Raw genomic sequence first — 12,608 nt, 5'->3', positions numbered from 1 at the left:
CGCGTGTGCGACGGCACCGTTGAACCTGGGCGACCCAGAGAGGCCCGCGTCCTGGGTCGCCGGGGTTCAACGGTCCAGCAGTCGCCGGCGCACGACGGTCTCGATCTCGCGCCGGCATCCCAGCGGATCGTTGATCAGCCGCTCGTAGCTGAAGCGCAGGACCACCCAGCCCAGCGTGGCGAGTGCGTTGTCGCGGCGCAGATCCCGCTCGCGAGCCTCGCGGCTGCCGTGGAAGGCGGCGCCGTCCAGCTCCACGGCGACCCGGGCCTCCGGCCACGCGGCGTCCAGGTCGGCGGCCCGTCCGTCGGGGAGGACGACCCGGTGCTGCTGGAGGTAGGCCGGCACCGCCGGTGGGCCCGGGAGCACGTGCTGCACCCCGAAGATCTCCAGCTCGCTCTGGCACCCGCGTCCGATCAGCTCGAGCAGCGCGACCAGCTCCGCTCGACCGGCATGGCGCGGCATCCGGTCCGACTCACGCCGTACCGCCGGGGCCCGGACTTCCCGGGTCCGCACCGCCTCGATGACCGCCTGCCGCACCAGGGAGCGTTCGGCTTCCGCGCGCTCGTTCCGGACGGGCGACCACGCCCACGACCACGCGTCGACGAGACTCCGCGCCGGCTCGACGACCTCGAGGCCGTCGCAGCGGATCGTGGCGAGACGCCGTCCTGAGCGGTGGACCCAGACGTCCGGGGCGTCGCGGAGGCAGCGCTCGAGCCCGACCGTCACGTGCAGCGGTCCGGCGGTCCGGCGAACGAGCCCCGCCGCGGTGAGCGCGGACAGGTGGCTCAACGGTGCATCCGCGTACAGGGTCGCCGCCCGCGCACGGTCCTCCCACCGCTGCGTGCGGTCGGGCAGCGCGACTACACCCGGCGCCACCAGCAGCAGCTCACCCGCGGCCAACCAGCGTCCGACGGTGCTGGTGCTGGCGGACGCGGCGACGTCCGAGCGGCGCGCGACGCCCTGGGGGAGGAGGTCGACCGGCCGGGGCACCCTGACAGGCTGGCCGACCGGCGGGACTCGCCGCTGGCGGCCTGTGGACGGGGGAACCGTTGAACCCCCGCGACCCACGACGGGCCCGGCGGCGGGTCGCCGGGGTTCAACGGTCGGAGGGCCGCCGAACGAACCGCGGGGAGGTCCAGTCGGTGTTGTCGACGACGACGTCGGCCCGGTCCCACGGCCCGCAGGCGTCGAAGTACAGCCGCTGCCCGCCCACGTACCGCGCCATTGCCGGATCGTCGGGATCGGCCGGCGTTCCGTCGCGAACCGCCATCCGGGCCGCGGTGACCGCGAAGGGCACGTCCAGCCAGACGGAGAAGTCCCAATGGTCGACGAGCTCGTCACGGTGCAGGAACAGCCCGTCGATCACGACGACCGCACCCGGCGGAACGGCGACCCGCGGCTCGTCGACCCGACGGTCGGTGGCCAGGTCGTGCCAGCGCAGCCGGACAGGGGCACCGGCACGCAGCGGATAGAGCAGCTCGCGCTCCAAGGCCGGGTAGTCGTAGGAGTCGAGCCAGAAGCCCTCGGAAGAGCGGCGACCGCGTCGGTAGCGGACCCCCCGAGACCGGTGGAAGTCGTCCACGCTCGCCCGGACCGCTGGTCGGCCGCACGCAGGGAGCGCTGCGGCGAGCTGATCGGCGAAGACCGTCTTGCCGGCGCCGTCCACCCCGTCGATCGCGACCACGACGTGTTCGCCCCCGCGGTCGGGCACCCGCGCCGCCAGCTCCGCGAACCGCGCGGCGCTGCCCTCCGACCCTTGAACCCCGGCGACCCGCGATGGGGCAGACCGTGGGTCGTCCGGGTTCAACGGTCCGGCCGGGCGGTCAGGCGTCGACAGGGGCGAGGACGACGTCGACGGTGAGCGGGCCCTCGCCGGCGACGACCGACAGCGTGGCGATCCGGCCGGCGTCGACGAGGTCGGCGCGTGCCGCCTCGATCAGCGCCACCTGCGACTCCGGCGCGATGACCGTCGCGGTCTCCACGTCGGCGCGCATCGACACCTTCGCGTCCGACTTCGCCTTCCGGACACCCGCGAGCGCATCCGCGGCGGCGCTCACCACGGCCGGGTCGCCGTCCGCGGGCAGCGCGGAAGCGACCGGCCACGCGGCGCGGTGCACCGAGCCGGACTGCCACCAGGACCAGACCTCCTCGGTCACGAACGGCAGCACCGGGGCGAACAGCCGCAGCTGCACCTCCAGCGCCACCGCCAGCGCCGCCTGCGCGGACGCGGCCTCCGGCCCGGAGCCGTAGGCGCGGGACTTCACCAGCTCCACGTAGTCGTCGCAGAACGACCAGAAGAACGTCTCGCTGACCTCGAGCGCGCGGGTGTAGTTGTAGGCCTCCATAGCCGCCGTCGCCTCGTCGACCACGCGACCCAGCGCGGTGAGCAGGCCGAGATCGATCGGCTCGGTCACCTGCTCCACGGTCGACGACGCCGAGGCGCCGAGCCCCAGCACGAACTTGCCGACGTTGAGGATCTTCATCGCCAGCCGGCGGCCGACCTTCATCTGCGTCTCGTCGAACGGCGAGTCGGCACCCGGGCGCGCACCCGCGGCACGCCAGCGCACGGCGTCGGTGCCGTAGCGCTCCAGGACGTCGATCGGCGTGGTCGCGTTGCCCTTCGACTTCGACATCTTCTTGCGGTCGGGGTCGACGACGAACCCGGAGATGGCCGCGTGCGACCACGGCACCGCGCCGAACTCGTAGTGCGAGCGCACGACGGTGGAGAACAGCCAGGTGCGGATGATGTCGTGCGCCTGCGGCCGGAGGTCCATCGGGAAGACGGCGGCGAACAGCTCCGGGTCGGTGTCCCAGCCCGAGGCGACCTGCGGCGACAACGACGACGTCGCCCAGGTGTCCATGACGTCGGGATCGGCCATGAACCCACCCGGCTTGCCGCGCTGGGACTCGTCGAAGCCCGGCGGCACGTCGGAGGACGGGTCCACCGGGAGCGACTCGGCGGAGGCCAGGATCGGCTCGTCGTGGATCGGCTCGCCCTCGGCGTCCAGCCGGTACCAGACCGGGAACGGAACGCCGAAGAACCGCTGCCGGCTGATCAGCCAGTCGCCGTTGAGGCCCTCGACCCAGTTCTCGTAGCGGTGCCGCATGTGCTCGGGCACCCACTGGATCTCGCGGCCGCGGGCGACCAGGGCATCGCGCAGGTCGCCGTCCCGGCCGCCGTTGCGGATGTACCACTGCCGCGTGGTGACGATCTCGAGCGGGCGGTCGCCCTTCTCGTAGAACTTGACCGGGTGCGTGATCGGCTTCGGGTCGCCCTCCAGGTCACCGGACTCCCGGAGCAGCTCGACGATCCGCTGCTGCGCGCTGAACGACGTCTTGCCGGCCAGCTCGTCGTAGGGCTGCGCGGGCACACCCGGCGGCGGCTCGGCGAGGAAGCGGCCGTCCCAGCCGATGACGGCGCGCGTCGGCAGCTGCAGCTCGCGCCACCAGATGACGTCGGTCAGGTCGCCGAACGTGCAGATCATCGCGATGCCCGAGCCCTTGTCCTTCTCGGCCAGGCGGTGCGCCACGACGGGCACCTCGACGTCGAACAGCGGCGTCCGCACGGTCTGCCCGAACAGCGGCTGGTAGCGCTCGTCGTCCGGGTGCGCCACGAGGGCCACGCAGGCGGGCAGCAGCTCGGGGCGGGTGGTCTCGATGACGACCGGGCCGGCCGGGCCGGCGAAGGAGACCCGGTGATAGGCGCCGGGGCGCTCGCGGTCCTCGAGCTCGGCCTGCGCGACGGCGGTCCGGAAGCTCACGTCCCACAGGGTCGGCGCCTCCTGGGCGTAGGCCTCGCCGCGGGCCAGGTTGCCGAGGAACATCTTCTGCGCCGTGGCCCGGGAGCGCTCGGAGATCGTGCGGTAGACGTTCGACCAGTCCACCGAGAGCCCGACGCGGCGCCAGAGCTTCTCGAACTCGGCCTCGTCGGCCTCGGTGAGCTGCATGCACAGCTCGACGAAGTTGCGCCGCGAGACCGGCACCTGGTCCTTGCCCGGCTTGGCGGGCGGTTCGAAGGTCGGGTCGTAGGGGAGCGCGGGGTCGCAGCGCACGCCGTAGTAGTTCTGCACCCGGCGCTCGGTCGGCAGGCCGTTGTCGTCCCAGCCCATCGGGTAGTAGACGTGCTTGCCGCGCATGCGCTGGTAGCGGGCGACGAAGTCGGTGTGCGTGTAGCTGAACACGTGCCCGACGTGCAGCGAGCCGGACGCCGTCGGCGGGGGAGTGTCGATCGAGTAGATCTGCTCCCGGGGAGCCTGCAGCGCGGCGGCACGGTCGAAGGCGTAGGTGTCCTCGGCCGCCCAGCGCTGGACCCACTTCTCCTCGAGCCCGTCGATCGTCGGCTTCTCGGGTACGCCACCGCCGGCTCCCGGGGCCGCAGCGTCCGGGGTGCGAATGTCGGTGGTCATGCGCTTCATCGTAGGTAGTGGACCCCTGGCATCCTGAGCAGGATGAGCAGCAGCAGCACCGGTGACATGGCCCGGGTCGAGAAGGAGCTGCTGGCGCGGTGGCCGGAGAGCCGCCTGGAGCCCTCCCTGACCCGGATCTCGGCCCTGGTCGACCTCCTCGGGTCGCCGCACCGGGCCATGCCGGTCATCCAGGTCGCGGGCACGAACGGCAAGACGACGACGGCGCGCATGATCGACGAGCTGCTGCGCGGGTTCGGCCTGCGCGTCGGCCGTTTCACCAGCCCGCACCTGGAGTCGATGCGGGAGCGGATCGTCCTCGACGGCGAACCGGTGAGCGCCGAGCGGTTCGTCGAGACCTACGCCGACATCGCGCCCTACGTGCAGATGGTCGATGCCGGCGGCGAGCACCCCATGAGCTTCTTCGAGGTCATGGTCGGCATGGCCTACGCGCTGTTCGCCGACGCCCCGGTGGACGTCGCCGTCGTCGAGGTGGGCATGGGCGGCACCTGGGACGCGACCAACGTGGCCGATGCGCGGGTCGCCGTCGTCACCCCGGTCGCGATGGACCACGCCGAGTACCTCGGGCCCGACGTCGCCACCATCGCCGGGGAGAAGGCCGGGATCATCAAGGCCGACGCGATCGCCGTGCTCGCCCACCAGCAGCCCGGCGCGCTCGACGCCCTGATCCGGCGCGCCGTCGAGATGGACGTCGTCGTCGCACGCGAGGGCACCGAGTTCGGGGTCCTCGAGCGCCGGGTCGCCGTCGGCGGGCAGCAGGTGCGGCTGCAGGGCCTGGGCGGTGAGTACGAGGAGGTCTACCTCCCGCTGTTCGGCGCGCACCAGGCGCAGAACGCCGCCACCGCGCTGGCCGCCGTCGAGGCGTTCCTGGGTGCCGGGGCCGCGACCGGGCCGATCGAGCAGGAGACGGTCCGGGCGGCGTTCGCCGCCGTCCGCTCGCCCGGCCGGCTGGAGCGCGTGCGCACCAGCCCCACCGTGCTGGTCGACGCCGCCCACAACCCCGCGGGGATGACGGCGACGGTCGAGGCGATCCGCGAGTCCTTCGACTTCACCCGCCTGGTCGGGGTGGTCGGGGCCGTCCGCGGCAAGGACGTCGCCGGGATGCTGGCCGCGCTCGAGGAGCTCTGCGCCGAACTGGTGGTCACCCAGAACAGCTCGGAGCGCGCGCTGCCCGCCGACGAGCTGGGCGCGCTGGCCGTCGACGTGTTCGGTGCCGACCGGGTCAGCGTCCAGCCGGTGCTGGGCGAGGCGGTCTCCGAGGCGATCGAGCTGGCCGAGGCGGGCCGGGACGACGCCCTGGGCGGCTCCGGTGTCCTCGTCACCGGCAGCGTGATCACCGCGGGGGAGGCCCGCGCCCTCCTGTCGGGACGCCGTCCGTGAGGGCGGCCGACCCGGTGCGGGCCGGCCGGGCACTGGGTGGGGCCGCCGCGGCGATCCTGGTGCTCGAGGGCATCGCCGTGCTGTTCGTGCCCCGGGGCATCGCACCGACCGAGGGGCTGGGCGCGTTCCGGTTGACGGTGCTGATCTCCCTGGCGCTGCTGCTGATCCTGGCCAGCGGCATCCAGCGGCGCGAACGAGGTCTGCACATCGGGACCGCGCTGCAGGTGCCCCTGCTGCTCACCGGCCTGATGACCGGCGCGATGTGGTTCGTGGGCGGCGTCTTCGTGCTCATCTGGCTCTACCTGCTGCAGGTGCGCAAGGAACTCCTCGGCTCCATGTTCGGGCCGGTCCCGGTTCCCGGTGAGGACGACGGCGACGGGGCGGCGGCGGCCACCACGTAGGCTGCCGCCCCGTGACCGAACGCACCCTCGTCCTCGTCAAGCCCGACGGCGTCGCCCGTGGCCTCGTCGGCGAGGTGATCACCCGCCTGGAGCGCAAGGGCCTGCGGCTGGTCGCTGCCGAGCTGCGCACGCTGACCGCCGACGTGGCCGAGACCCACTACGCCGAGCACCGCGAGCGGCCGTTCTTCGGCTCGCTGGTCGAGTTCATCACCAGCGGCCCGCTGATGGCACTGGTCGTCGAGGGGCCGCGGGCCATCGAGGCGTTCCGCGCGCTGGCCGGCGCCACCGACCCGGTCAAGGCCGGTCCGGGCACCATCCGCGGCGACTTCGCCCTCGAGGTGCAGAACAACATCGTGCACGGCTCGGACTCGCCCGAGTCCGCCGCCCGCGAGATCGGCCTGTTCTTCCCCGACCTGGGCTGAATACCGACGAGATCTGCACACTCGTCCCCATCGGGCGCCTGACGCAGGCGAGTGTGCAGATCTCGCGCACGTCGTGGGCGGGGGCGCCGCCGGGAGCGGCGGCTACCCTGGACGGGTCATGACTGCTGAGCTCCGCACGACCACAGGCGAGTCGCTCTACCCGCGGCTCGAGCCCCTGCTGGCCCAGGTCCAGAAGCCCATCCAGTACGTCGGTGGTGAGCTCAACGCCCAGGTGAAGCCCTGGGACGCCGCCGCCGTCCACTGGGCGCTGATGTATCCCGACGCCTACGAGGTGGGGCTGCCGAACCAGGGCCTGATGATCCTCTACGAGGTGCTCAACGAGCGGTCCGACGCCCTGGCCGAGCGCACGTACGCGGTCTGGCCGGACCTCGCCGCCCTGATGCGCGAGAACGGCGTCCCGCAGTTCACCGTCGACGGGCACCGCGCCGTCGCCGACTTCGACCTGCTCGGCGTCAGCTTCGCCACCGAACTCGGCTACACCAACCTGCTCGAGGCGCTCGACCTCGCCGGCGTCCCCCTCCACGCGATCGACCGCGACGAGAGCCACCCGGTGGTCGTCGCCGGCGGGCACGCCGCGTTCAACCCCGAGCCGGTGGCCGACTTCGTCGACTGCGCCGTCCTCGGCGACGGCGAGCAGGCCGTCGGCGACATCACCGACGTCGTCAAGGCGTGGAAGGAGCAGGGGCGCCCCGGTGGGCGCGAGGAGCTGCTCGCCCGCCTGGCCCGGATCGACGGCGTCTACGTGCCACGCTTCTACGCGGTCTCCTACGGGCCGGACGGCGCCATCGCCGCCGTCACGCGCACCCGGGACGACGTGCCGGAGAAGGTCGGCAAGCGCACGGTCATGGACCTCGACGAGTGGCCCTACCCGAAGCAGCCGCTGGTGCCGCTGGCCGAGAGCGTCCACGAGCGCATGAGCGTGGAGATCTTCCGCGGCTGCACCCGGGGCTGCCGGTTCTGCCAGGCCGGGATGATCACCCGCCCGGTGCGCGAACGCACGATCACCGGCATCGGCTCGATGGTCGACCAGGGGCTCAAGGCAACCGGCTACGAGGAGGTGGGGCTGCTCTCGCTGAGCAGCGCCGACCACTCCGAGATCGGCCAGCTCGCCAAGCAGCTCGCCGACCGGTACGAGGGCACCAACACCAGCCTCAGCCTGCCGAGCACCCGGGTCGACGCCTTCAACGTCACGCTGGCCAACGAGCTGTCCCGCAACGGCCGGCGCAGCGGGCTCACCTTCGCCCCCGAGGGTGGCAGCGAGCGCATCCGGCGGGTGATCAACAAGACGGTGTCCAAGGAGGACCTCGTCCGCACGGTCACCACCGCCTACGCCAACGGGTGGACCCAGGTGAAGCTCTACTTCATGTGCGGTCTGCCCACGGAGACCGACGAGGACGTCCTGGAGATCGCCGACCTCGCGGTCGAGGTGATCAAGGCGGGCCGGGAGGCCAGCGGCCGCAAGGACATCCGCTGCACCGTCTCGATCGGCGGGTTCGTGCCCAAGCCGCACACGCCCTTCCAGTGGGCGGCGCAGGCCAGCGCGGACACCATCGACCATCGGCTTCGGGTGCTGCGGCAGAAGATCAACGAGGACCGGCGCATCGGCCGCTCCATCGGCCTGCGCTACCACGACGGCAAGCCGGGCGTGATCGAGGGCCTGCTCTCCCGGGGCGACCGCCGCGTCGGCCGGGTCATCGAGCGGGTGTGGCGCGAGGGTGGCCGGTTCGACGGCTGGAGCGAGCACTTCTCCTTCGACCGCTGGACGACGGCGGCGGCGGAGGAGCTGGCGGCCTGGGGCGTCGACCTGGACTGGTACACCACCCGCGAGCGCACCGAGCACGAGATCCTTCCCTGGGACCACCTGGACTCCGGGCTGGACAAGGAGTGGCTCTGGGAGGACTGGCAGGCCGCCATCTCCGAGGACGAGGTCGCCGACTGCCGGTGGACCCCCTGCTACGACTGCGGTGTCTGCCCGACCATGGGGACCGAGATCCAGATCGGCCCCACCGGCCGCACCCTGCTGCCGCTCACGGTCGTCTGATGGCCCGTCAGCCCACGGGCCCGCCGCCGCCGCCGACGGTCCAGAGGCTCCGCATCCGCTACGCCAAGCGCGGCCGGCTCCGCTTCGCCAGCCACCGCGACCTCGCCCGCACCCTGGAGCGGGCACTGCGCCGCGCGCGGGTGCCGATGGCGTTCTCCGCGGGCTTCAGCCCCCACCCCAAGATCTCCTACCTCGGCGCCGCGCCCACCGGTGCGGCCAGCGAGGCGGAGTACGTGGAGATCGGGCTGTCGGTCCGGTGCGACCCCGAGGAGGTGCGCACCGCCCTGGACGCCGCCCTGCCCGAGGACGTCGCCGTCGTCGAGTGCGTCGAGGCGGGGGAGGGGACCGGCTCGCTGGCCGACCGGATCGACGCCGCGGTCTGGCGGGTCGAGCTGCCCGGCGTCGACCTGGCCGAGCTCGCACCGGCGCTGGAGAAGTTCCTGGCCGCCGACGTGGTGACCGTCGCCAAGCGCACGAAGAACGGCCTCAAGGACGTCGACGCGCGCGTGGCCGTGACCAGCGCGTCTGCGTCGGCAGGGGCCGGTTGTGCCATACTGCACATGGTCGTCCGGCAGGTGACGCCCGCCGTACGACCCGATGACGTGTTGGCCGCCCTGGCTGCCGTCGCCGACCTGCGCCCGCCGTTGCCCCCCCGGGCCGTGCGTGAGGCGCAGGGCCGGCTCGACGACACCGGGACCGTGGCCGATCCGCTCGGTCCTGACCGCACGGCAGGTGTTCCCCACACGGGAGCGCACGCGGGGGTCTGACCGGCCGGAGGCCCACGGAGGCCACGCGACGTCGCCGCGACACGGCTGCCAGACGTGCCGCACCCGCTCCGGGCCACCCCGATCCGGGCACCGCAGACCCCGCACCACGCAGACCCCGCAGACCAGTACCACCCGCACCACCGCACCCAGCAGCACCGGGCGCGCGCACCACAGCAGTCCGGCTCCCCGCCGCGGCAACCGTCGCGCGAGAGCCGCCCACAGACTTCGCAGGACGAGCCGGTCGCCGTACCCCGTGCGATGGCTCGCCCCGCCCCAACCCCGTGCTCCTGCGCGGCCGCCAGCTCATGGCGCCCGGGAGCGCATGAGGAGGCGAGAGCCCTCGTGAACGACATCGACAACTCGGACGAGACCACCGCGAACAGCCAGGTCGACCCCGGAGCCGGCCAGGAACCGGCGGAGGTGACGGAGGTGCCCGCGGTCTCCGAGGACTCCTCGGTCCCCGAGGAGGACGAGGAGGAGACGGCTGACGACGCCGTCGCCGAGCCGGCCGCCGCGGAACCCGATCCGGAGCCCGAGGAGCCGGCCGGCCCCCGGTTCGGCGCGCAGTTCAGCTCGCCGGAGCCGACCGCCGTGGTCGCCCGTCCCCGTCGCCGGGCCACCCGCCCCGCTGCGGCGCCCGATCCCGACGCCGTCGAACCGGTGGCGCCTGCGGCCCCCGCCGCTGCCGTGCCGGCCTTCGTCAGCTTCGTCGCCCCGCCCGTCGACGTGCCGCCGGCCCCGCGTCGTCGCAGCCGCCGCCCGGCGGAGTCGCCCGACGGCGAGCAGGACGCGACCGAGACCCCCGACGTGCTCGAGGACGACGCCGAGCCGGCCCGCCCCCGCCAGCGCTCGCGCCGCCGACCCGCGGGGGAGCAGGCAGCCGAGGAGACCGACAAGGCCGAGGACACCGACAGCGACGACGAGAGCGGCGGCTCCGAGGACGACGGCGACTCCGCCGACGGCTCGGGCAGCCGCCGGCGCCGGCGCGGTCGCCGGGGCCGCGGCCGTGGCCGCACCGGTGAGGACTCCGGCGACGGCGACGACGACAGCGCCGACGAGCCGACCGCCGGGAACGACGGCGACGAGTCGGGCGACGACGGCGACGACGAGCAGGACGGCGACTCCGAGGAGGGCGGCACCGGCTCGGGCACGCGCCGCCGGCGTCGCCGCCGCCGTCGCAGCGGTGGGGGACTGAACGGATCCGACGGCTCTACCGATGACGCTGACGACGACGACCGGCCCGAGCGGGCCGGCCGCAACGGCCGCACGACGAGCGACGACGACGTCCGCGGCGTCGCCGGCTCCACGCGCCTGGAGGCCAAGCGCCAGCGCCGTCGCGACGGCCGCGACACCGGCCGCAAGCGCGCTCCGATCCTGACCGAGAGCGAGTTCCTGGCCCGCCGCGAGGCCGTCGACCGCACGATGGTCATCCGCCAGCGGGGCGAGCGCACCCAGATCGCCGTCCTCGAGGACGACGTGCTGGTCGAGCACTACGTGACCCAGGCGCAGGCGACCTCGTTCGCCGGCAACGTCTACCTCGGCCGCGTCCAGAACGTGCTGCCCTCGATGGAGGCGGCGTTCGTCGACATCGGCAAGGGGCGCAACGCCGTCCTCTACGCCGGCGAGGTCAACTGGGACGCCGCCGGCCTCTCGGGCAAGCAGCGCTCGATCGAGACCGCGATGAAGTCCGGCGACAAGGTGCTGGTGCAGGTCACCAAGGATCCGATCGGGCACAAGGGCGCCCGGCTCACCCAGCAGATCAACCTGCCCGGCCGCTTCCTGGTCTACGTGCCCGGCGGCTCGATGACCGGCATCAGCCGCAAGCTGCCCGACACCGAGCGCACCCGCCTCAAGGACATCCTCAAGCGGATCGTCCCCGAGGACGCCGGCGTCATCATCCGGACCGCCGCCGAGGGTGTCTCCGAGGAGGAGCTCACCCGCGACGTCAACCGGCTCAAGGCGCAGTGGGACGTCATCAAGCAGAAGTCGGAGTCGACCTCCAGCGCGCCGACGCTGCTCTACGGCGAGCCGGACCTGGCGATCCGGGTCATCCGCGACGTCTTCAACGAGGACTTCAAGGAGCTCGTGGTCCAGGGCGACGACGCCTGGGACACCGTCGAGGCCTACGTCGCGCACGTCTCGCCGGAGCTCAGCCCGCGGCTGACCCGCTACACGGGGGAGGGCGACGTCTTCCGCGACCTGCGGATCGACGAGCAGCTGATGAAGGCGCTCGACCGCAAGGTGTGGCTGCCCTCGGGCGGCTCGCTGGTCATCGACCGCACCGAGGCGATGACGGTCGTCGACGTCAACACCGGCAAGTTCGTCGGCTCCGGGGGCAACCTCGAGCAGACCGTCACGCGCAACAACATGGAGGCCGCGGAGGAGATCGTCCGCCAGCTCCGGCTGCGCGACATCGGCGGCATCATCGTCATCGACTTCATCGACATGGTGCTCGAGAGCAACCGCGACCTCGTGCTGCGGCGGCTCACCGAGTGCCTGGGCCGCGACCGCACCAAGCACCAGGTCGCGGAGGTCACCTCACTGGGCCTGGTCCAGATGACCCGCAAGCGCGTCGGTCAGGGCCTCCTCGAGGTCTTCTCCGAGCCGTGCGACCACTGTCGCGGCCGCGGGATCATGGTCCACACCGACCCGGTCGACGAGAAGCGTCGCGGTGGCGGTGGCGGCGGTGGCAACTCCGGCGGCAACGGCTCCGGCGGCGACCGCTCCGGCAAGGGTGACAACGGCGGTGGGAACCGGCGGGACCGCTCGGGCAAGGGCGACACCGGCGGCGCCAAGGACGAGGCCGCCGCCGACCAGGCACCCAAGGAGAACGAGCCGACCGCGGAGGCCGGCGACGGCGAGGCGCCCGAGGGCGGGCGCAGTGGACGGCGCAACCGAGGCCGTCGCAACCGTGGGCAGTCGGGCGAGGAGCGTGCCGCGGAGGACGCCGCCGTCGTGACCGGGGCCGAGGACGCGGACGAGCCGTCGACCACGGAGGAGGAGCCCGCGACCGCGGACGCCGCCCCCGAGGCGGCGCCTGCCGAGGCCACCCCCGCCGAGGCCGCGCCGGCCGAGCCCGAGCAGGTCGTGGTTCCGCCGCTGCCGGTGGCTCCGGCCACGCCCGACGCGGAGACCCGGTCGTCCGTCGAGCC

The 12,608-nt window shown here is 73.2% G+C and carries 9 protein-coding genes; 6 read left to right on the top strand and 3 right to left on the bottom strand.

Annotated features, from left to right (window positions below; genetic code table 11):
* Window positions 1-66: 66 nt before the first annotated feature.
* The 3 genes from BN344_RS03410 to valS form a co-directional block, all read right to left on the bottom strand.
* The gene (locus tag BN344_RS03410) at window positions 67-990 is read right to left on the bottom strand and encodes a DUF559 domain-containing protein (RefSeq protein ID WP_051515513.1); all 924 of its coding nucleotides are present in this window, start codon (window positions 988-990) and stop codon (window positions 67-69) included.
* 106 nt (window positions 991-1,096) lie between these two features.
* Entirely contained in the window at window positions 1,097-1,711 is a 615-nt protein-coding gene (locus BN344_RS03405; protein WP_197022221.1) for a nucleoside/nucleotide kinase family protein, read from the bottom strand.
* A 112-nt stretch (window positions 1,712-1,823) separates the two neighbouring features.
* Complete coding sequence (valS, locus tag BN344_RS03400) at window positions 1,824-4,406, bottom strand: valine--tRNA ligase (RefSeq protein ID WP_040337886.1); 2,583 nt, start codon at window positions 4,404-4,406, stop codon at window positions 1,824-1,826.
* Window positions 4,407-4,448: 42 nt separating this feature from the next.
* Between valS and BN344_RS03395 the strand changes: the two genes are divergently transcribed.
* The 6 genes from BN344_RS03395 to BN344_RS03370 all read left to right on the top strand — a co-directional run.
* Window positions 4,449-5,804 (top strand): bifunctional folylpolyglutamate synthase/dihydrofolate synthase, encoded by a 1,356-nt coding sequence (locus BN344_RS03395; protein ID WP_040336988.1) that lies wholly within the window; start codon window positions 4,449-4,451, stop codon window positions 5,802-5,804.
* A complete protein-coding gene (locus BN344_RS03390) occupies window positions 5,801-6,205 on the top strand; it encodes a DUF4233 domain-containing protein (protein ID WP_040336987.1) in 405 nt (134 codons plus the stop codon). The genes BN344_RS03395 and BN344_RS03390 overlap by 4 nt, the downstream gene beginning before the upstream one ends.
* A gap of 11 nt (window positions 6,206-6,216) precedes the next feature.
* Entirely contained in the window at window positions 6,217-6,627 is a 411-nt protein-coding gene (gene ndk / locus BN344_RS03385; protein ID WP_040336986.1) for a nucleoside-diphosphate kinase, read from the top strand.
* 118 nt (window positions 6,628-6,745) lie between these two features.
* Window positions 6,746-8,689 (top strand): TIGR03960 family B12-binding radical SAM protein, encoded by a 1,944-nt coding sequence (locus tag BN344_RS03380; RefSeq protein WP_040336985.1) that lies wholly within the window; start codon window positions 6,746-6,748, stop codon window positions 8,687-8,689.
* Complete coding sequence (locus BN344_RS03375) at window positions 8,689-9,456, top strand: TIGR03936 family radical SAM-associated protein (protein WP_040336984.1); 768 nt, start codon at window positions 8,689-8,691, stop codon at window positions 9,454-9,456. The genes BN344_RS03380 and BN344_RS03375 overlap by 1 nt, the downstream gene beginning before the upstream one ends.
* Before the next feature lie 342 nt (window positions 9,457-9,798).
* Window positions 9,799-12,608 (top strand): Rne/Rng family ribonuclease (locus BN344_RS03370; RefSeq protein ID WP_231486469.1); only part of this gene is annotated, 2,810 nt, incomplete at its 3' end.

Origin of the sequence: Candidatus Blastococcus massiliensis AP3 (genome assembly GCF_000582785.1) — a bacterium.
Lineage (GTDB): Bacteria > Actinomycetota > Actinomycetes > Mycobacteriales > Geodermatophilaceae > Blastococcus > Blastococcus massiliensis.
This window is presented reverse-complemented; position numbering and strand designations above follow the sequence as displayed.